The 20,781-nt window shown below is 66.0% G+C and carries 20 protein-coding genes; 18 read left to right on the plus strand and 2 right to left on the minus strand.

Features of this window, described 5'->3' with window-relative positions:
• Positions 1 to 4 precede the first annotated feature (4 nt).
• The 5 genes from rimP to rbfA all read left to right on the plus strand — a co-directional run bounded on the left by rimP (position 5) and on the right by rbfA (position 5,943).
• Entirely contained in the window at positions 5 to 619 is a 615-nt protein-coding gene (gene rimP, locus AC4BCK_RS07235; protein WP_174178800.1) for a ribosome maturation factor RimP, read from the plus strand.
• Entirely contained in the window at positions 619 to 1,599 is a 981-nt protein-coding gene (gene nusA, locus AC4BCK_RS07240; protein WP_066274794.1) for a transcription termination factor NusA, read from the plus strand. Before rimP ends, nusA begins: the two co-directional genes overlap by 1 nt.
• 180 nt (positions 1,600 to 1,779) lie before the next feature.
• On the plus strand, positions 1,780 to 2,121 hold the full coding sequence (locus tag AC4BCK_RS07245; RefSeq protein WP_490566900.1) for a YlxR family protein: 342 nt from the start codon (positions 1,780 to 1,782) through the stop codon (positions 2,119 to 2,121).
• Between the two features lie 152 nt (positions 2,122 to 2,273).
• A complete protein-coding gene (gene infB / locus AC4BCK_RS07250) occupies positions 2,274 to 5,189 on the plus strand; it encodes a translation initiation factor IF-2 (RefSeq protein WP_310109568.1) in 2,916 nt (971 codons plus the stop codon).
• 244 nt (positions 5,190 to 5,433) lie between these two features.
• Entirely contained in the window at positions 5,434 to 5,943 is a 510-nt protein-coding gene (gene rbfA, locus AC4BCK_RS07255; protein ID WP_174178794.1) for a 30S ribosome-binding factor RbfA, read from the plus strand.
• 78 nt (positions 5,944 to 6,021) lie between these two features.
• Here rbfA and AC4BCK_RS07260 read toward each other — a convergent pair whose 3' ends face one another.
• Entirely contained in the window at positions 6,022 to 7,146 is a 1,125-nt protein-coding gene (locus AC4BCK_RS07260; RefSeq protein ID WP_174178792.1) for a ScyD/ScyE family protein, read from the minus strand.
• Between the two features lie 181 nt (positions 7,147 to 7,327).
• Here AC4BCK_RS07260 and AC4BCK_RS07265 point away from each other — a divergent pair, with 181 nt between their 5' ends.
• Positions 7,328 to 7,813 (plus strand): nucleoside deaminase, encoded by a 486-nt coding sequence (locus AC4BCK_RS07265; RefSeq protein ID WP_174178790.1) that lies wholly within the window; start codon positions 7,328 to 7,330, stop codon positions 7,811 to 7,813.
• A gap of 2 nt (positions 7,814 to 7,815) precedes the next feature.
• Positions 7,816 to 8,253 carry a thioredoxin gene (gene trxA / locus AC4BCK_RS07270; protein WP_174178788.1) on the plus strand — a complete coding sequence of 146 codons (438 nt, stop codon included), beginning with the start codon at positions 7,816 to 7,818 and terminating at the stop codon, positions 8,251 to 8,253.
• A gap of 44 nt (positions 8,254 to 8,297) precedes the next feature.
• Here trxA and AC4BCK_RS07275 read toward each other — a convergent pair whose 3' ends face one another.
• Positions 8,298 to 9,479: a pyridoxal phosphate-dependent aminotransferase gene (locus AC4BCK_RS07275; protein ID WP_174178786.1), complete on the minus strand. Its 1,182-nt coding sequence runs from the start codon at positions 9,477 to 9,479 to the stop codon at positions 8,298 to 8,300.
• 93 nt (positions 9,480 to 9,572) lie between these two features.
• On the opposite strand from AC4BCK_RS07275, the gene truB reads away from it, so the two are divergent.
• The 11 genes from truB to AC4BCK_RS07330 all read left to right on the plus strand — a co-directional run bounded on the left by truB (position 9,573) and on the right by AC4BCK_RS07330 (position 20,719).
• On the plus strand, positions 9,573 to 10,511 hold the full coding sequence (gene truB / locus AC4BCK_RS07280; RefSeq protein ID WP_174178784.1) for a tRNA pseudouridine(55) synthase TruB: 939 nt from the start codon (positions 9,573 to 9,575) through the stop codon (positions 10,509 to 10,511).
• Positions 10,512 to 10,513: 2 nt separating this feature from the next.
• Positions 10,514 to 10,867, plus strand: a complete 354-nt coding sequence (locus AC4BCK_RS07285) for a hypothetical protein (protein WP_174178782.1) — start codon at positions 10,514 to 10,516, stop codon at positions 10,865 to 10,867.
• A gap of 19 nt (positions 10,868 to 10,886) precedes the next feature.
• Positions 10,887 to 11,345, plus strand: a complete 459-nt coding sequence (locus AC4BCK_RS07290; protein ID WP_174178907.1) for a hypothetical protein — start codon at positions 10,887 to 10,889, stop codon at positions 11,343 to 11,345.
• Positions 11,346 to 11,597: 252 nt separating this feature from the next.
• Positions 11,598 to 12,629, plus strand: coding sequence for a TerC family protein (locus AC4BCK_RS07295; protein WP_364271605.1), 1,032 nt, complete (start codon positions 11,598 to 11,600; stop codon positions 12,627 to 12,629).
• A gap of 22 nt (positions 12,630 to 12,651) precedes the next feature.
• A complete protein-coding gene (locus tag AC4BCK_RS07300; protein WP_174178778.1) occupies positions 12,652 to 13,023 on the plus strand; it encodes a helix-turn-helix transcriptional regulator in 372 nt (123 codons plus the stop codon).
• Positions 13,024 to 13,144: 121 nt separating this feature from the next.
• Positions 13,145 to 14,128 carry a bifunctional riboflavin kinase/FAD synthetase gene (locus tag AC4BCK_RS07305; RefSeq protein WP_174178776.1) on the plus strand — a complete coding sequence of 328 codons (984 nt, stop codon included), beginning with the start codon at positions 13,145 to 13,147 and terminating at the stop codon, positions 14,126 to 14,128.
• Between the two features lie 27 nt (positions 14,129 to 14,155).
• Entirely contained in the window at positions 14,156 to 15,010 is an 855-nt protein-coding gene (kynA, locus tag AC4BCK_RS07310) for a tryptophan 2,3-dioxygenase (RefSeq protein ID WP_174178774.1), read from the plus strand.
• Positions 15,007 to 16,293 carry a kynureninase gene (kynU, locus tag AC4BCK_RS07315; RefSeq protein WP_490566785.1) on the plus strand — a complete coding sequence of 429 codons (1,287 nt, stop codon included), beginning with the start codon at positions 15,007 to 15,009 and terminating at the stop codon, positions 16,291 to 16,293. Before kynA ends, kynU begins: the two co-directional genes overlap by 4 nt.
• A gap of 184 nt (positions 16,294 to 16,477) precedes the next feature.
• A complete protein-coding gene (rpsO, locus tag AC4BCK_RS07320) occupies positions 16,478 to 16,747 on the plus strand; it encodes a 30S ribosomal protein S15 (protein ID WP_013600532.1) in 270 nt (89 codons plus the stop codon).
• Between the two features lie 241 nt (positions 16,748 to 16,988).
• The gene (locus tag AC4BCK_RS07325; protein WP_174178905.1) at positions 16,989 to 19,250 is read left to right on the plus strand and encodes a polyribonucleotide nucleotidyltransferase; all 2,262 of its coding nucleotides are present in this window, start codon (positions 16,989 to 16,991) and stop codon (positions 19,248 to 19,250) included.
• Positions 19,251 to 19,375: 125 nt separating this feature from the next.
• On the plus strand, positions 19,376 to 20,719 hold the full coding sequence (locus AC4BCK_RS07330) for a M16 family metallopeptidase (protein ID WP_251424775.1): 1,344 nt from the start codon (positions 19,376 to 19,378) through the stop codon (positions 20,717 to 20,719).
• The last annotated feature ends 62 nt before the right edge of the window (positions 20,720 to 20,781 follow it).

Raw genomic sequence — 20,781 nt, forward strand, 5'->3', positions numbered from 1 at the left:
CATCGTGAGCAACGCAGAAGCCACGGCTTCATCAGACCAAACCGGAACGGGTAAGGCTGAAGCCGCCCCCGCACACAACCCGGAAGCTGACCGGCTCCGCGCACTCCTTGAACCCGCGGTCCAGGCCAACCGCCTTTACCTGGAAGACGTGGCCATCGTGGCCGGTTCCCACCGGGTAGTCCACGTCGTGGTGGACCTTCCGCAGGAGGAAACCGGCGGCGTCAGCCTTGACGTCATCGCCGACATCTCAAAAATCCTCTCCGACGTCCTGGACAACGATCCCGGAGACGACGGCCGGCCCTATGACCTTGAGGTGTCCTCTCCCGGCGTCGGGCGCCCGCTGACGGAACCGCGGCACTGGCACCGGGCCAAGGGCCGCATGGCCAGGATCAACGTTGTCCAGGGCGAGAACGTCATGGGCCGGATCACGTCGGTGGACGGTGACGGAGTCACCATCGTGCCGGAGATCGCCGTGAAAAAGGGCATGAAGCCCAAACAAGGCGACCCCATAAAACTTCCTTTCGACAGGATCCGCAACGGAAAAGTCGAGATCGAATTCAGCCACCTCAATGGGGATGGTCTGGAACCTGGACACAATGGACCTTCTGAGGAGGCCTGATGGATATTGACATGAGCGCACTGAGACTTCTGGAGCGTGAGCGTGAAATCCCGCTGGACCTCCTGATCCCCACCATTGAGCAGGCGCTCCTGGTGGCGTACCACAAGTCGCCCGGCGCCTTCGAAAAGGCCCGTGCCGAGCTGGACCGCAAGAGCGGCCATGTGACCATCTGGGCTGTGGAGATTGACGACGACGGCGCCCCCATCGGCGAGTTCGAGCACACTCCCGAAGGCTTCGGCCGGATCGCTGCCAGCACCGCACGCCAGATCATCCTTCAGCGCCTGCGCGACGTTGAGGACGACAACGTCCTGGGCGAGTTCAAAGGCCGTGAGGGCGAACTGGTCTCCGGCACCATCCAGCAGGGCAACAACCCGCACATGATCCAGGTCAACCTGGGTTCCGTGGAGGCGCTGCTGCCGCCGCCGGAGCAGGTTCCCGGGGAAAAGTACATCCACGGCAACCGGCTGCGTGCGTTGGTTATCGACGTCCACCGCGGCTCCAAGGGCCCGTCCGTCACCCTGTCCCGGTCCCACCCGGGCCTCGTCCGCAAGCTCTTCGAACTCGAAGTGCCCGAAATTGCGGACCGCTCGGTCGAGATCGTTGCCCTGGCCCGCGAAGCCGGCCACCGCACCAAGATTGCCGTCAAGGCAAACGTTCCCGGCATCAACGCCAAGGGTGCCTGCATCGGCGAAATGGGATCCCGGGTCCGCGCCGTGATGACCGAACTGAACGACGAAAAGATCGACATCGTCGACTTCAGCGAGAATCCGGCTACCTTCATCGCCAGCGCCCTTTCGCCGTCGCGCGTGAATTCGGTCACCATCACGGATGAAGCCACGCGTTCGGCGCGCGTGGTGGTCCCGGACTACCAGCTGTCCCTGGCCATCGGCAAAGAGGGCCAGAACGCCCGGCTGGCGGCCAAGCTGACCGGCTGGCGGATCGACATCGTGTCCGACGCCGCGGCTGCCCGCGATAACTGAACAGATTTCGACGCCCTCCCGTCCTCGAATCGCACGCGCAGTTTCGGGCAGACAGGCCGGGAGGGGCTAGAATAGTAAAGACCGCGCCTAACGGCCGGCAGCCGTGCGCCCTGGGCGTGCCCCATTCCGTTCACACCGGAGGAAGGCCGTCCGAGGCCAGCAGATATGAACGTCAGGAAGATGACCGTGCCAGTAGCAAGCGGGAATCAGCCGGAGCGTACCTGCATCGGATGCCGGAAGAAGGGTGCGCGGAATGAGTTACTCCGGCTCGTCGCCGAAGGCAGCGGATCAAACGCTGTCCTGGTGGATGAACGACGCCGGATGGCTGGCCGGGGTGCATGGCTGCATCCCAGCGAATCGTGCCTGGCTCTGGCGTTGAAGCGGCGAGCATTCGGACGTGCCCTGCGGGGAGCGACCGGTACCGCCGCCGTCAAACGCCGGATCACGTCAGGTCCGAGCGTTGCATGCGTTCCGGCAACTGCAACACCAATCGTCCAACCTGAAAGCGGGTCAGAAAACTGATGGAAACCCGATGAGTTCCCAGCGATGAGTGCGCAACGATGACAACTTTGTTGCGCTCTGCAATGGGCCCTTCTGCAGCATTTGCGGCTTGGGCCCGCAGTAAGAAGTAGACGGTTCGTGCCTGGCTCGGTGCGGACCGAGACAGGAGAAATGTGGCCAAGGTCCGCGTACATGAGCTCGCCAAAGAGCTCGGTATTACTTCCAAAGATGCAGTGACAAAACTGCAGGAACTGGGCGAATTCGTTCGCTCTGCCTCTTCAACCATTGAGGCCCCCGTTGTGCGCAAACTGCGCAACGCCTTCCCCGACGCCGCCCCCAAGGCTGCCGCACCGGCAGCCGCCCCCAAGGCAGCCGCTCCGGCGGCAGAGGCGCGTCCCTCAACACCGGCACCCGGTCCGGCAGCTCCGAAGGCTCCGGCCCCCAAGGCTGAGGCTCCCGCGCCCGCCGCTCCGGCTGCACCGGCACAGGCGGCTGCTCCGGCAGCCCCCGCTGCCAGCGCCCCCGCAGCTCCGGCTGCACCCGCCCCGGCCGCTCCGTCCACCGGAGCGAAGCCCGGCGCACGCCCGGCACCCAAGGCTGAAACCCCCGCTGCACCTGCCCGCTCCGGCGGCTCGGGGCAGGGCGGCTCGGCTCCCCGTCCCGGCGGTCCCCGCCCGGGCAACAACCCCTTCGCCACGTCCCAGGGCATGCCCCGCGGCCGCGGCGGCGACGGCGAGCGTGCTCCCCGTCCCGGCAACAACCCGTTTGCCACCTCACAGGGCATGCCCCGTCCGGGTGGAAGCCGCACCGACGGCGACCGTCCCGGTGGTCCGCGTCCCGCAGCAGGTGCCGGCGGCCCCCGTCCCGGTGGTCCGCGCCCCGCAGCAGGTGCGGGCGGTCCCCGTCCCGCAGCAGGTGCCGGTGGCCCCCGCCCGGGTGCACCGCGCCCCGGTGGCGCCGGCGGGAACCGTCCTACTCCCGGCATGATGCCCAACCGCACTGAACGTCCCGCACCCGCTGGTGCAGGCCGTCCCGGTGCCGGTGGCCGTGGTCCCGGACGCCCCGGTGGCGCTCCCGGAACCGGCGGTCCCGGTGGCGGCGGCGGTGCTCCCGCCGGCGGTGGCTTCGGCAAGGGCGGCCGCGGCCGCGGCGGCACCCAGGGTGCCTTCGGCAAGGGCGGCGCCGGACGTGGCAAGCAGCGCAAGTCGAAGCGTGCAAAGCGCCAGGAACTTGAGCAGATGAGTGCCCCGTCGCTGGGTGGCGTGAGCGTACCCCGCGGCGACGGCAACACTGTGATCCGGCTGCGCCGCGGCTCGTCCATCACGGACTTCGCCGACAAGATCGAGGCAAACCCCGCCGCGCTGGTGACCGTCCTCTTCCACCTCGGTGAAATGGCCACGGCCACGCAGTCGCTGGATGAAGAGACCTTTGCCCTGCTGGGCGAGGAGCTTGGCTACAAGCTCCAGGTTGTGTCCCCGGAAGACGAGGAGCGCGAGCTGCTCTCCGGGTTCGACATCGACTTCGATGCCGAACTCGAAGCCGAAGGCGACGAAGAACTTGAGGCCCGTCCTCCGGTTGTCACCGTCATGGGCCACGTGGACCACGGTAAAACCCGCCTGCTCGATGCCATCCGCAAGTCCGACGTCATGGCCGGCGAGCACGGCGGCATCACCCAGCACATCGGTGCCTACCAGGTCACGCACAACCACGAAGGCGACGACCGCAAGATCACCTTCATCGACACCCCCGGCCACGAGGCGTTCACCGCCATGCGTGCCCGTGGTGCGAAGGTCACCGACATCGCCATCCTGGTGGTTGCAGCGGACGACGGCGTCATGCCGCAGACCGTTGAAGCCCTCAACCACGCACAGGCGGCCAACGTGCCGATCGTGGTGGCCGTGAACAAGATCGACAAGGAAGGCGCCAACCCGGACAAGGTCCGCGGCCAGCTGACCGAGTACGGCCTGGTTCCGGAAGAGTACGGTGGCGACACCATGTTCGTGGAGGTCTCTGCCCGCCAGAACCTCAACATCGACGAGCTGCTCGAGGCCGTCCTGCTCACCGCGGACGCTGCCCTGGACATGCGCGCCAACCCGAACAAGGACGCCCGCGGTATCGCGATCGAAGCCAACCTGGACAAGGGCCGCGGTGCGGTTGCCACCGTCCTGGTTCAGTCCGGTACCTTGCGCGTCGGCGACACCATCGTTGCAGGCACGGCCCACGGCCGCGTCCGCGCAATGTTCGACGACGACGGCAGCGCCCTGACCGAGGCCGGCCCGTCCCGCCCCGTGCAGGTGCTGGGTCTGTCCAACGTGCCGCGTGCAGGCGACACCTTCTTCGTGACCGCTGACGAGCGCACCGCCCGCCAGATCGCCGAGAAGCGTGAAGCAGCCGACCGCAACGCCGCCCTGGCGAAGCGCCGCAAGCGCATCAGCCTGGAAGACTTCGACCAGGCAGTGGCCGACGGCAAGATCGACACCCTCAACCTCATCCTCAAGGGTGACGTGTCCGGTGCCGTGGAAGCCCTCGAAGACGCCCTGCTCAAGATCGACGTCGGCGAAGGCGTGCAGCTGCGCGTCATCCACCGCGGTGTTGGTGCCATCACGCAGAACGACGTCAACCTGGCAACAGTGGACAGCGCCGTCATCATCGGCTTCAACGTCAAGCCTGCCGAGCGCGTTGCCGAACTGGCAGACCGCGAAGGCGTGGACATGCGCTTCTACTCCGTCATCTACTCGGCAATCGATGACATCGAGATGGCGCTCAAGGGCATGCTCAAGCCGGAATACGAAGAAGTCCAGCTGGGCACCGCCGAGGTCCGCGAAGTCTTCCGCTCCTCCAAGTTCGGAAACATCGCCGGCTCGATCGTCCGCTCGGGTGTTATCCGACGCAATTCGAAGGCACGCATCAGCCGCGACGGCAAGATCATCGGTGACAACCTCACCGTTGAGACGCTCAAGCGCTTCAAGGACGACGCCACCGAGGTCCGCACGGACTTCGAGTGTGGTATCGGCCTTGGCTCGTACAACGACATTAACGAAGGCGACATCATCGAGACCTTCGAGATGCGTGAGAAGCCGCGCGTCTAACGTGTTCGTTTAGGTGGGTGCCGTTGGAATTTCCCGGCGGCCCCGCCCCTACGCTGGGCGGCAACGGATCTGCGATCCTTTGCCGCCCAGCTCCGGCAGGCCCGATGCCACTCCCAGGCCGCCGGGAAATTCCAACTGGTCTGTTGATGCCTCACGTTCGGTGTGTGGCCAAAACCTGACATGCGCGCATCCTCACCGGACCGCCGTCGTACGTCCCAAATGTTTCTTTTTATAGGAGTTGTTCATGGCTGATCCGGCACGTGCTGCCAAGTTGGCGCAGCGGATTAAAGTTGTTGTTGCTGAGGCCCTGGGCCGGAAGGTTAAGGATCCCCGGCTGGAGGGCATTACTGTTACCGATGCCCGGGTGACCAATGATCTGCAGCATGCCACTGTCTACTACACCGTTTTTGGCGACCAGGCCGTGCAGGCCGATGCCGCCAAGGGACTGGAGAAGGCCAAGGGGGTGCTTCGGCAGGAGGTGGGCCGGAACATTACCGTCCGCCTGACTCCCAGCCTCGAATTCGTGGCCGACCAGATTCCCGTGGTTGCCTCCAACCTCGAGGAACTGCTGCGGGAGGCTAAGAAGCGTGACGCCGAGGTGGCCGCCCTTGCCGCCAAGGCACAGCACGCCGGCGACGCCGACCCCTACAAGAGCGACGCTGCAGCAGAGGTGGACATCGACGAGGACGACTTCGACGAAGAGGACCTTGACCTCAGCGACGACGGGGAACTCGACGAAGACGGCCACAAGTAAACCGTCAGCACGGCAGAAGGCCCGGACCGCCCATGCGGTCCGGGCCTTCTGCTGTACCGGTGACTGTTCCTTTCCCCGTTACAGGCCTATTTTGATGACCTTGCCTTGAGTGGGATCAGCGAAACTGAAGCCGGCTGTGGCATAGAGCGAGTTACCGCGGATTTCCACTGCAGCCGGGCCGTCGATCGCGAGGAACTGCTTCCTGTGGCTGGCCGAATCATCGATCTCAATGATTTCGTTGCCGAACATCGATGCAACGTACACGTCGCCGTCGTCAGCGATGGCCAGGCCCGTGGGGCTCAGTAGGTCCTCCGCCCACACCTTCGTGCTGCCGGTGGAAGGGTTCACGCGGAAGATGGCCCCCCGGGCTCCCAGGGAAGGATCCTCCGGTCCGCCGGGAAGGGTGGTGACATACAGCCGGCCGTCCGGGCCGAATTCCAGATCCGTCGGGACCGGTTCAAAGGCGTATTCGTGGCCCACCACGCACGCTGGAACCTCTACGGTGGTCCCCTCCATATCCACGGGGATCCTGGTCCCGGCGGGGATCACTGCTGGCTGGGGCGGCAGGACTGCCAGCGTGGAAACGTCACCCGAGTCCAGGTCCACTTCCAGGATGGCGTTTGCGCCCGCGTCCGCGATGTACGCTGTATCACCCTGTATGGCAACGCCGTAGGGATGCGAGTCGAGGCCGCCCTGGTACCGGGCGGGCGGGAAGGCGGGCCACTCTGCCAGGCATGCGTCCGTAACCTCGGGTCCAAAGCCGTAGTGCTGGGCGCCGTCCGGGTTCTTTTCCCGTTCGTAGCCGGCGAGGTCGGCCAGATCATCGATATCACCCTGTGGGTCGATGGCCTTCAGCCAGCCCTGGAGAGCGGCCGGATCACCTCCTCCGGCGCCTGCGCTCTCCACGAAGTACCGCGTTCCGTGCCGGGTTTCCACGCCTCCAACGTCCCACCCCTCTTTCCCCTGGTAGAGGGCAGTGGTGCTTCCGTCGTCGTTGACGCGGCTGAGCAGTCCGGCGAAATTCTGGGTGACCAGGACGGTCTCTTCGTCGTAAGTAACAGTGAGGCTCAGGGGCCCCACCAGCCCCTCCGCCAGAGTGCGCGGCGTCGAATGCTCGGGGTCGGAACCGGCCAGTGCGGGTCCGGCGGGAACAACCATCGCCGCAACAGCGATACATGCGACGATCGGAAACTTTGTCTTCATTGGATACTCCGGTTTGGCGCCCTTGACGGGCCGGATAGGGAGCCTCCTTGCGGGAGGCAGGAACTGCGGAAACCCCCCGGCGCCAGAGTATTCCTGCAAGGTCGGAATGTCGCCGGGATTTCCCCCTATCCGCCCCCTAATGTCATCCCCTAACGGCAGCCCCAATGACTAGGATCTAGCTATGAACGAGCCGAATGACACGGACCACACCGCGAAGTACCTCGAGCAGGCCGTGGAGCTGGCCACCCGGAACGTCGGCGCAGGAGGAGGACCGTTCGGCGCGCTGGTGGTGACCGCCGACGGGCGGGTGCATGAAGGCGTCAACCGCGTAACCCTGGACAACGATCCCACCGCCCACGCCGAAGTGGTGGCCATCCGCGCCGCAGCAACGGCCATAGCCAACTATGACCTGCAGGGAGCGGTCCTCTATGCCAGCTGCGAGCCCTGCCCGCTGTGCCTGGCGTCCGCACTGTGGGCAAGGATCGACCGCGTCTACTTTGCCGCGGACCGCCACGGCGCCGCAGCCGCAGGTTTCGACGACGCAGTTTTCTACGAGTACTTCGACGGGACCCGGCCGGAACTGTTGCCCGTCACCCGAAGCGACATCCCGTCGTCGCACGCGCCGTTCCAGGCGTGGGGGGACTTCGCGGGCAGGAAGGAATACTAGGAATGGAACCCGCACTCACCTCCTGTCCGGCCTGCGGCAAGACCAACAGGGTCCCGGCCCAGGCGGCAGGCAGGCCCCGCTGCGGCAGCTGCAAGGCGGAACTGCCCTGGATCGTGGCCGCGGGGGATGCGGACTTCGCGGCCGTCGCGGAGCAGTCACCCGTTCCCGTGCTCGTGGACTTCTGGGCTGCCTGGTGCGGCCCCTGCCGCATGGTGAGCCCGGTGCTGGACAAGCTGGCCCGGGAACGGCCCGGCCGGATCAAGCTCGTCAAGGTGGATGTGGACAAGTCGCCGGGCCTGTCGCGGAGGTTCGACGTCCAGGCGATTCCCACGCTGATGGTGATGGTTGACGGGAAAGTGGCCGCCCGCCAGGCAGGGGCGGCCCCCGCGGAGGTACTCCGTTCCTGGCTGGACGGTGCGCTGGCGGGACGGGCAAACTAACTGCGCGCCTACGGCAACCGGCCTGCCCGGCCAGACCAGCTGAACTAACCCTGCCCGGTCCGGCCCGGCAGCCGGCCCAGCCCCTCCACGAGATCCTCCTGCCGTCCGCACAGGGCCACCCGGACCCACCCTTCGCCGATGGAACCGAAGGCCGTTCCCGGCGCCAGGGCAACGCCCGAGTCTGCAAGGAACCGCCGCACCCACCCGCGGACGTCCCCGCCGGTGGCATGGGAGACATCCGCCCACAGATAGAACGCCCCCTGCGCCTTAAGGTAGGGAATTCCCTTGGCGTCCAGGACGGCGGCCGCCGCATCGCGGTTTGCCAGGTAATGCCCGTGCGCGTGCTGCACATAGTCCTGCGGCCCGGTCAGGGCAGCGAGTGCAGCGTACTGGGACGGTGAAGCGACGCAGGAGACAATCGCCTCCATCACATTGTCCATTTTCTGCTTGATGCCGGGCGGGCAGATCAGCGCGCCGATGCGCAGCCCGGTGAGCCCGTAGGTCTTGGACAAGGTCAGGGAGGTGAAGACGCGCGCGTCACCCGGCGCATCGCCGTCGAACCTTGCGGGGCTGACGTGCGGCACATCGTAGGTGAAAGCCTCATAGCATTCGTCGGAGATGACCCAGAGGTCGTGACGGCGGGCCAGATCCATCAATTCCCGGGTCAGGTCCTCGCCCAGCACGGCGCCGAGCGGGTTGGAGGGGGAGTTCAGGACCAGTACCCGCGTGCGGTCAGTGACGAGCGCCTCGATGTCCGCGGGCCGGGGCTGGAAGCCGTGGTCCGGGTAGAGCGGGTAGCCCACGGGGACGGCGTTCAGCAACCGGGCGGTCATCGCAAAGGTGGGGTAGCCGGGGTTGGGGACCAGGATTTCGTCGCCGGGGGAGAGCAGCAGGCTCATGGCAAAGTGCAGGCCCTGCTGGGCGCCGTCCACCACGTACACCCGGTCGGCGCCGATGCTGTCGATGCTGCCGCGGCTGGTGCCGGCGCGTTCGCGAAACCGCGCCGCGAAGGCTTCCCGCAGGGCCGGGAGGCCGGCGTTCGGAGTGTAATTGGTCTCATCCCGGTCCAGGCATGCCATGGCTGCTTCCAGCACATGCCGGGGGACCGGAAAGCCAGGCTCGCCGATGCTGAGGACCAGGGCGCCGGGGGTGCGCCACGCGGCCTCGGTGATTTCGCGGATCTGGTTGACGGGCACGTCGCGGACATGGGCGGCAAGCTCAGGCATGCCTGCCATCCTAGCTGGCGGTGGAAGTGCCTCCGGAGTGCCGGTGCCCGGGCGTGGGCAGGGGCCGGGACCAGCGCCGATATACTGGGAGGCGTGCTTTCTGGACTGGTGATAGTGGACAAGCCGCAGGGATGGACCAGCCATGATGTGGTTGGCCGGATGCGGCGCCTCGCAGGTACCCGGAAAGTAGGGCACGCCGGAACGCTTGACCCCATGGCCACCGGCGTCCTGGTGGTGGGCATCAACAAGGCAACCCGGCTGCTCACCTACATCGTGGGCACCTCCAAGACCTACACCGCCACCATCCGCCTGGGCCAGTCCACCGTGACGGACGACGCCGAAGGCGACGTCATTGCCACGGCCGGCACGTCCGGGGTCAGTGAGCAGGGAATCCACGACGGCGTTGCGGCCTTGACGGGCGACATCCAGCAGGTGCCCAGCAGCGTCAGCGCCATCAAGGTCAACGGGGAACGCGCCTACGCGCGCGTGCGGTCCGGTGAAGACGTGAAACTTGCCGCCCGCCCTGTCACCATCCACAGGTTCGAGGTGCACGCCATCCGGCGGGACCCCGAGGCAGACGTCGTGGACCTGGACGTCACCGTTGAATGCTCCTCCGGCACGTACATCCGCGCCCTCGCCCGGGATTTGGGCAACGCGCTGGGAGTGGGCGGACACCTCACCGCGCTCCGCAGGACCCACGTGGGCCCCTACTCCCTGGACCAGGCCCGCACCCTGGACCAGCTGGCCGAAGAGCTCAACGTCCTGGAAATGTCGCAGGCTGCCCGGGCCCTGATGCCCAACCGCGAGCTCAGCGCAGAAGAAACCACCGAGATCTCCTTTGGCCGGCGCATCGCGGCCGGCGCCGCCCCCGGAAGCCCAGCCGCTGCCACCGCCGACCACCCCGCAGCCGCTTTCGCGCCGGACGGAAGCCTGGTGGCACTGTTGGCCGATGCGGGCAGCTTCGCCAAACCCGTGCTGGTGTTCGCCCCCGGCAACGGCGCCCCGCCGGTCCGCAACACGGGGGAGGGGTGACGGTGGACGCGTATTTCTACATCATCCTGGTGGTCGGACTCCTGTCCACGGCGGTGTGCCTTGCGGCGGGCATCCTTCGGAAGGCGCCGAACGATGTCACGATCTTGTCCGTCGCCGCGGTGGAGGTCGCGCTCCTCGTCTACCTGGTGGGATCCGTCATCCGGGTGGTTGCCGGCGAGCCCATCGCCGGCGAGGCATGGGAGTTCTGGGGCTACCTTGTCACCGCCATGCTCCTGCCCCCTGCCGCCGTCTACTGGTCCATCCTGGAACGGACCAGATGGAGCAACTTTGTCCTGGCCGCCGTCGGCGTTACCGCGCTGGTCATGGCGGCCCGAATGAACCAGATCTGGTACTGAAGTGGAAGAAGCACCCAACGTGAAAGACCAGCACACCACAACCACCGGGCCCGACCACGCGGGCAGCAGCGCCTCGAACAGCCGGAACACCGGTCCTGGGCGGCTGCTGATCGCCGTCTACGCCGTCTTTGCGATTTCCGCCTCGGCGAGGGCGGGCTACCAGATCCTCACCAAGTTCTCCGAGGCGCCGCTCGCGTACCTTCTGTCCGCCTTCGCCGCCGTTGTGTACGTTGTGGCCACCGTCTCACTGGCACGGGCCGGAAGCACCTGGTTCAAGGTTTCGGTTGCCGCGGTGCTGGTGGAACTTGTCGGGGTGCTGGTGGTGGGCGCCCTGAGCCTCTTCGACCCCGTCCAGTTCCCGCATGAAACCGTCTGGTCCCTGTTTGGCCGCGGCTATGCCTTCATCCCCCTGCTGCTGCCCATCCTGGGGCTAGTGTGGCTGTACCGCCGCCGCCCGGGTGCGCGGGCCGCTGCCTGAGGCACATCTTCCCACCAGGCCGCGGCCGCTGACGGCTCCTGTAACGGCGCCTGCAAGTGCGGCTGGAAAATTGTGCCGGAACCCTTGTCCGAAAACATGAAATATGCTTCACTGTTTCGTGTGGAGGGGAGTATCCCCCGAATGCCTCGTCGTCAGTCCGGCCGCCCCTGAGCGGCCCGGCGGGGCAGGCTCCCGCCGGGGGCCGGGAAAGACCTCCAGTTGGTACATCTGACTGGAAGCAGGTTCCCACTGATGAACGTTCCCCTATGGGCCTGGCTGGCCGTACTTCTCTTCATCGTCCTGATGCTTGCCCTTGACCTCTTCGCGCACCGCAAAGCCCATGTGATCGGAGTGCGGGAGGCAGCACTATGGTCCGCGGTCTGGGTGGCCTTCGGAGTCGGCTTCGGCGTGCTGGTGTGGCAGGTCTACGGCGCCGAGTATGGCCAGCAATACTTTGCCGGTTACCTCATCGAGAAGTCCCTTGCCGTGGACAACGTCTTTATCTGGGCCATCATCTTCACCTACTTCGCGGTACCCCGGGAATACCAGCACCGCGTCCTCTTCTTCGGTGTCCTGGGCGCCCTGGTGTTCCGTGGCATCTTCATCGCCGCCGGCGCCGCCATCATCGCCAGTGCCGGCTGGGTGCTGTATATCTTCGCCGCGTTCCTGCTCGTCACCGGATACCGGATGATCCGGCACCGGGACGACCACCTGGACCCGGAAAAGTCCCGGGCGTTGAAGCTGTTCCGCCGGCACGTACCCATGACCAATGATTTCCACGGGCAACGGTTCCTCATCCGGCGTGGCGGCGTCCTCCTGGCCACCCCGCTGCTGGCGGTCCTGGTCCTCGTCGAGGTCACGGACATTATCTTCGCCGTCGACTCCATCCCTGCGATCTTCGCCGTCACCGATGACGTGTTCCTAGTATTCACCGCTAACGCCTTCGCCATCCTGGGCCTCCGTGCCATGTACTTCCTCCTGGCGGACCTCATCCACCGGTTCATCTACCTCAAGACCGGCCTGGCGCTCGTCCTGATCTGGGTGGGCATCAAGATGTTCCTGAAGATCGACATCTACTACATCCCCACGCCGATTTCCCTTGCCGTCATTGCCGCGATCCTCCTCGTGTCAGTGGCAGCAAGCCTGTGGGCAACCCGGGGCCAGGGGCGCCGGCCGCTTCCCACGCCGGAGCGTGCACCGTTCGGAACCGCATCACCTGAGGAAATGCGTGCCCTGGAACCGTTGTGGCGGCTCGGGGTGCCAAGCAGGGCCGACCACCCATGACACCAGGAACGACGGAGCATCCATGACAGCTGAGCGTTCCGGCGGAAGCGGCCTGGAAGCTTCACGTCCAGGCGGGCCCGCCCGGCCCGCCTGGACGTTCCTCACCAACCACGGGCACGTCCTGCTGTCCGTGGCAGGGGATCCGGACATCCTGGTGGCAGACATCGCCGAGCGGGTGGGTATCACCACCCGGGCCGCCCTCCAGATCCTCAAGGACCTCGAAAGTGCGGGCTACCTCCAGCGGGCGAGGGTGGGCCGCAGGACCCACTACACCATCCGCCCGCATCAGCATTTCCGGCATCCCGCAACTGCCGCGCAGGAAGTGGACGGCCTGCTCCGCCTGTTTGCCGCACCGGCTCCGGACGAGGGGCCGGCAGCGGCGGCGGAACAATAACAGCCCGGACCCCGCCCTTCCCGTCGTCCGGGCGGGCTCCCGAATGCAGGTAATCTTAGAGAGTTCCGCGGCCGGTACCAGGCCCGAACATTGATACTTGCAAGCGGTTAAGGCGAGGGTGATGGTCTACATCTGGAACGATCCGTCCGAGGTCCCGGCGGACTTCGGCCCATCTGTTGTCACCATCGGGAACTTCGACGGCGTTCACCGGGGACACCAGCAGGTGCTGTCCGAACTGATCCGCACGGCCCGGATCACAAGGTCCAAAGCCGTTGTGGTCACCTTCGACCCGCACCCGGCACAGGTCCACCGTCCCGAGTCCGCGCCTGAACTGATCATGGGGCTGCAGGACAAGCTGGAGGCGCTGGGGGAGTTGGGCCTGGACGCCATCCTGGTCATGAAGTATTCGCTTGACCTGGCCAGCCTCACCCCCGAGGAATTCGTGGAGCAGTACCTGGTGGACTGCCTGCATGCCGGCCATGTTGTGATCGGCCACGATGTACGCTTCGGCCGCGGCAATTCAGGGGACCTGGACACCATGAAGCAGCTCGGCCGGAAGTTCGGGTTTGAGGTGCAGGTGATCAGCGAGTTCGGCTCCGAGGGCTACCCCCTGCATGACGACGACGGCACGGACCGCCGCTGTTCCTCCACCTGGGTGCGGGAAGCCCTGCAGGAGGGTGACGTTGCCACGGCGTCCGCTGTCCTGGGACGCCCGCACCGGATGCGCGGCGAGGTTGTGCACGGCGCCGCCCGCGGCCGTGCGCTCGGTTTCCCCACCGCCAACCTGGCCAGCAACGCCAGCGGACTGATTCCTGCCGACGGCATTTACGCGGGCTGGCTGGTGGACCAGGCAGGGACCCGGTGGCCGGCGGCCATCTCAGTGGGCTCAAACCCCACGTTCGACGGCGTCAGCCGCCAGGTGGAAGCCCATGTGATCGACCGGCCCAAAGAGGACGTGGAAGACTTCGATCTGTACGGCCAGACAGTAGTTGTGGAATTCGTTGCCCGCCTCCGGGGCATGGTGGCCTACCGTGGGCCTGAAGCACTCGTGGAGCAGATGCGCCTGGACGTCGTCCAGGCACACGAGCTGCTGGCCAGGCGCTAGGGGCGCCCACCAGGGAAAGGCAGCACCGTGTCCGTCGAAAAGAACACCCGGAAGCTGGACAAGGGCATTGTCCGCGACTTCAGTTCGCGGATGAGCTACTCCTCCTACCTCCAGCTGCCAACCCTCCTCAGCGCGCAGCAGCCGGTCAGCGAGCCCGAGCACCACGATGAGATGCTTTTCATCATCCAGCACCAGACCACGGAGCTGTGGCTCAAGCTGGTCCTGCATGAACTGCGCAGCGCGGCGGCCTGGCTGCGGGCCGATGACCTCGGATCAGCGCTGAAGGGCATTGCCCGGGTCAAGCACATCCAGAAGACCCTGACCGAACAGTGGTCGGTCCTGGCAACGCTGACCCCCACCGAGTACTCCCAGTTCCGCGGCTTCCTGGGCAACTCCTCGGGCTTCCAGTCGAGCCAGTACCGGGCCGTGGAGTTCGTGCTGGGCAACAAGAACCGCAAGATGCTCCCGGTGTTCGAGTCGGACCCGGATGCCCACGCCATGCTGGAGGAACTGCTGGCAGCCCCCAGCATCTATGACGAATTCCTGGGCTACCTCGCCCGGCAGGGCTTCGACGTTCCGGCGTCGGTCCTCCAGCGGGACGTGACCAGGGCCCACGAGTACACGCCGGCCCTGGTGCCACTCTTCAAGCACATCTACGAGAACGCCGCAGCCAACTGGGGCGCGTACGAGGCCTGCGAGGAACTGGTGGACCTTGAGGACAATTTCCAGCTGTGGCGGTTCCGGCACCTCCGGACGGTACAGCGGACTATCGGCATGAAGGCGGGCACCGGCGGCTCGAGCGGCGCGGCCTTCCTGCAGAAGGCGCTGGAACTGACGTTCTTCCCTGAACTGTTCGCAGTCCGGACGGAAATCGGCCAATGAGCACGCACCAGGGGGCGCTCCGCCCGGGCACCAACCACCAGCCGGTCCACGGGAAGGCGGCCATCACTTTGCAGCAGCGCGCGGAAGAGCTGGACAGCCATGATCCGCTGGCCCACTACCGCCACCACTTCATCGGCTCGGACACCCCGGTGTCCTACCTGGACGGCAACTCCCTGGGCCGGCCCCTCAAGCGGACCGCCGACGACGTCGCCGCCCTCATCCGCGACGACTGGGGCGGCCGCCTCATCCGCAGCTGGGATGAACGATGGCTCGCGATGCCCCAGGCCATCGGTGACCAGCTGGGCCGGGCAGTGCTGGGAGCGGCTCCCGGCCAGACCATCATTGCGGACTCCACCACCGTGGTGCTGTACAAGCTGATCCGTGCCGCCCTCGCCGCGGTGGCCGACCCAGACCGCAACGAGCTGGTCCTGGACACCGAAAACTTTCCCACGGACCGCTACCTGGTGGAGGGCATAGCGCTGGAGGAGAGACTCACCCTCCGCTGGATCCAGGCGGATCCGGCCGCCGGGGTCACCGTTGACCAGGTGCGCGAGGCAACCGGCCCGCGCACCGCCGTCGTCCTCCTCAGCCAGATCGCCTACCGTTCCGGCCACCTGGCGGACCTTCCCGCCATCACGGCCGCAGTGCACGACGCCGGCGCACTGGTGGTGTGGGACCTGTGCCATTCCGCGGGGTCGGTGGAGATCGGGCTGGACGATGCGGGCGTGGACTTCGCCGCCGGCTGCACCTACAAATACCTCAACGGGGGACCGGGGTCGCCGGCTTTTGCCTATGTTAACCACCGGCACCTGCCGTCGCTCAACCAGCCGATCTGGGGGTGGATGGGCCGCAAGGACGCCTTTGAGATGGCTGCAGGATATGAGCCGGCCGCCGGGATCCGGGGCTTCCTCAGCGGAACGCCCGCCATCTTCGGAATGATCGCCATGCAGGGCACCCTGGACCTGATCGAGGAAGCGTCCATGGCTGCCATCCGGGAGAAATCGGAGAAGCTGACAGCCTTCGCCGTCGAGGTTTTTGACGTCCTGCTGGCTCCCCTCGGGGCGGAGCTGGCAACGCCGCGGGATCCCGCCCGGCGGGGCAGCCACATCACGGTGGACCACGCGGAGTTTACCAAGGCAACAGTGGAGGCGCTCTGGGACGGGGACGTCATTCCGGACTTCCGTGCTCCGCACGGCATTCGCGTGGGCCTCTCTCCGCTGAGCACCAGTTTCCGGGAGGTCCTGCAGGGCATGGAGGCCATGCGGAAGCGCCTCCAGGCATAGCGCGGGCACTGTTTCGACAAGATTAGGCACCGGCCGGTAAACTGAACGATGGATCCGGCTGCAGTCCGTGGCGGCTGGTTCCTGTTGCGTACGGCGCTGACCGGTTTCCGGTTGCCAGCCGCGGCAGCAGACCCGGCAGTGAAGTACTGACCTGGGCCCTCACGGCACATCCCAAGGAGATATTGTGGCACTTGACGCCGCTGTAAAGCAGTCCATCATCAAGGAATACGCAACCGGCGAAGGTGACACCGGTTCACCCGAGGTCCAGGTTGCTGTCCTGACCCAGCGGATCAAGGATCTGACTGAGCACATGAAGGAGCACAAGCACGACTACCACACCCAGCGCGGTCTGCTGGCCATGGTTGGTCGTCGCAAGCGCATGCTGAGCTACCTCAAGAAGACTGACATCGCCCGCTACCGTTCGCTCATCGAGCGCCTCGGCCTGCGCCGCTAGTCACACTTGGGGCGGCCCTTTCCTCCGTGGAACGGGCCGCCTTCTTCACCTGAATAACTAAACAGGAGGATCAACCGCATCACGCATTCGCGGTCCTCGGTAGTGATCCCCGGGAACGGCTTCCTTGACGGAAGCCCCGGCCCGTGGGTCTCGATCGATGACCGGGTGCAGGGCCAGTAGACAGATGCTGGCTGGGTTGATGCGGCTGGACTTCCGTAAAACAGAAACGGAGGTGACTCTCTTGGAGGGTCCCGAAATCCAGTTCTCAGAAGCAGTCATTGACAACGGCCGATTCGGCAAGCGGGTCATCCGCTTTGAAACCGGCCGCCTTGCCAAGCAGGCAGCCGGCGCGGCAATGGTGTACATCGACGACGACACCGCACTGCTGTCCGCCACCACCGCGGGCAAGCATCCGCGTGAAGGCTTCGACTTCTTCCCGCTGACGGTCGACGTCGAAGAGCGCATGTACGCTGCCGGCCGCATCCCGGGCTCGTTCTTCCGCCGCGAAGGACGCCCGTCCACCGAAGCCATCCTGGCCTGCCGCCTGATGGACCGCCCGCTGCGCCCCGCCTTCATCAAGGGCCTGCGCAACGAGGTCCAGATCGTGGTGACCGTGCTGGCCATCAACCCCGACGAGCTCTACGACGTGGTGGCCATCAACGCCTCCTCCATGTCCACCCAGCTCTCCGGCCTGCCGTTCTCCGGGCCCATCGGCGGCGTCCGCGTTGCCCTGGTTGCCGACGAAAACGGTTCACAGTGGGTTGCTTTCCCCAAGCACTCCCAGCTGGAAAACTCCGTGTTCAACATGGTTGTTGCCGGCCGTATCGCCGGTGACGACGTCGCCATCATGATGGTGGAAGCCGAAGCCACGGACAACTCCTGGAACCTCATCAAGGAACAGGGCGCCACCGCCCCCACCGAAGAGGTTGTCTCCGAGGGCCTTGAGGCTGCGAAGCCGTTCATCAAGGCACTGTGCGACGCCCAGGCCGACCTCGCCGCGCGTGCAGCCAAGCCGACCGTCGAGTTCCCGGTCTTCCTCGACTACGAGGACGACGTCTACGCCGCCGTTGAGGCCGCTGCGGCCGAGAAGCTCACCGCTGTCTTCCAGATCGCTGACAAGCAGGAGCGCGACAACGCTTCGGACGCCCTGAAGGACGAGGTCACCTCTTCACTGGCCGGCCAGTTCGAAGGCCGCGAGAAGGAGCTGTCCGCAGCGTTCCGCTCGGTCACCAAGCACGTTGTGCGCCAGCGCATCCTCAAGGACCAGATCCGCATCGACGGCCGTGGCCTGACGGACATCCGCCAGCTCACCGCCGAGGTTGAGGTCCTGCCGCGCGTCCACGGCTCGGCCATCTTCGAACGCGGCGAGACCCAGATCATGGGTGTCACCACGCTTAACATGCTGAAGATGGAACAGCAGATCGACTCGCTGTCACCGGTCAAGACCAAGCGCTACATGCACAACTACAACTTCCCGCCGTACTCCACCGGCGAGACCGGCCGCGTGGGCTCGCCCAAGCGCCGAGAAATCGGCCACGGCGCCCTGGCCGAGCGCGCGCTCGTGCCGGTCCTGCCGTCCCGCGAGGAGTTCCCGTACGCCATCCGCCAGGTGTCCGAGGCTCTCAGCTCCAACGGTTCGACGTCGATGGGTTCCGTCTGCGCCTCCACCCTGTCCATGCTGAACGCCGGTGTGCCCCTCAAGGCCGCCGTCGCCGGTATCGCCATGGGCCTGGTGTCCGACCAGGTTGACGGCCAGACCCGCTACGCGGCCCTGACCGACATCCTCGGTGCCGAAGATGCCTTCGGCGACATGGACTTCAAGGTTGCCGGCACGTCCGAGTTCGTCACGGCCATCCAGCTCGACACCAAGCTCGACGGCATCCCCGCATCAGTGCTGGCAGCAGCCCTGAAGCAGGCCCGCGAAGCCCGCCTGCACATCCTCGAGGTCATCGACTCCGCCATTGACACCCCGGACGAGCTCTCCGAGTTCGCGCCGCGCGTCATCGCAGTGAAGATCCCCGTGGACAAGATCGGCGAGGTCATCGGCCCCAAGGGCAAGATGATCAACCAGATCCAGGAAGACACCGGCGCCGACATCTCCATCGAGGACGACGGCACGGTCTACATTGGCGCCACCAACGGTCCGTCTGCCGAGGCAGCACGCTCCGCCATCAACGCCATCGCCAACCCGCAGGTCCCGGAAATCGGCGAGCGCTACCTTGGTACGGTCGTCAAGACCACCACCTTCGGTGCCTTCGTTTCGCTGACCCCGGGCAAGGACGGCCTCCTGCACATCTCCGAGCTCCGCAAGCTGGCCAACGGCAAGCGCGTGGACAATGTCGAGGACGTCGTCTCCGTCGGCCAGAAGGTCCAGGTGGAAATCACCAAGATCGACGACCGTGGAAAGCTCTCCCTCGCCCCCGTAGTTGCCGAGGAAGAAGGCGCCGCGGCCGAGACCGAGCGTGCCCACGCCACGGAACCTGCTGAAGGCGCTGACGTCTAGCATTCCGCCTTGCGGGCACGGCCTGCAGGTTGAAGTATGAATCGGCGGGGCCGGTGGATGATCCACCGGCCCCGCCGCTGTTACGATGGCAGCCAGATCCCGGCTGCCCCTTTTGAAAGGCCTCAATGACTGTTGTACCCCTGCCGCTTGAGCAGAACCACCCCGGCGACACCCTGGTCCACGGTTCCGACGGCGGCTCCGAAGTCCGGCGCTCGGTGCTGCCCGGGGGAGTGCGGGTACTCACCGAGGCGATGCCCGGGCAGCGGTCGGCCACCATTGGTTTCTGGGTGGGCGTCGGTTCACGGGATGAGGCACCGGGACAGCACGGCTCCACCCACTTCCTGGAACACCTCCTGTTCAAGGGCACCAGGCGCCGGACGGCGCTGGAGATCGCTTCGGCCTTCGACGAGGTGGGCGGCGAGTCAAACGCCGCTACGGCCAAGGAGAGCACGTGCTACTTCGCGCGGGTCCTGGATACGGACCTGCCCATGGCTATCGACGTCATCGCGGACATGATCACCGGAGCCGTCCTGGACCCCGCTGAGATGGAGCAGGAGCGCGACGTCATCCTGGAGGAAATCGCGATGGACAGCGACGACCCCACCGACGTCGCCCATGAGCACTTTGTGGCGGCCGTGCTTGGCAGCCACCCCCTGGGCCGCCCCATCGGCGGCACCCCGGACGCCATCAGGGCCGTGGCCCGCGACTCGGTCTGGGAACACTACCAGCGGTACTACCGCCCGGATGAGCTGGTCATCACCGCAGCCGGAGGACTGGACCACGACGTCGTCTGCAACCTCGTGGTGGATGCCCTCGAGTCGGCCGGCTGGTCGCTGGAGTCCGATGCCGCACCGGTGGAACGCCGGTCCACCGACCGTGCCCTCATCACGGGAACGGCGGGCCTGCACGTGGTCAAGCGCGCCGTGGAACAGGCCAACATCATCATGGGCTGCCCCACCATCGTGGCCACGGACGAAAGGCGCTACGTCATGAGCGTCCTGAATGCCGTGCTGGGCGGGGGCATGTCCTCACGGCTGTTCCAGGAGATCCGGGAGAAGCGCGGGCTCGTGTACTCCACGTATTCCTTCGCATCCTCCTATGCGGACGCCGGCTATTTCGGCATGTACGCCGGGTGCACACCGTCGAAGGTACGCCAGGTGCTGGAGTTGCTGGCCGTTGAGCTGGACAAACTGGCGGAGCACGGAATCTCCGACGACGAGCTCCGCAAGGCCGTGGGCCAGCTGGGTGGCGGAATCGTGCTGGCCCTGGAGGACACCGGTTCCCGGATGTCCCGGCTGGGCCGCGCCGAGCTCGTCTCCGGCGAATACCAGGACATCGACGAAACGCTTCGGCTGATCAAGGCTGTCACCGCCGAACAGGTCCAGGAACTGGCGGCCGAACTGGCTGCTGCACCCCGGACCGTGACCGTGGTGGGACCGTTCGAGGAGACTGAAACTTTCGGCTTCTGATCTCCGGGGCCCAGGCTTAGGATGAACCCGTGAAGGGCAGGCCACTGCCCGGGCTAGGGGAG

This window comes from Pseudarthrobacter sp. As-47 (assembly GCF_058215595.1).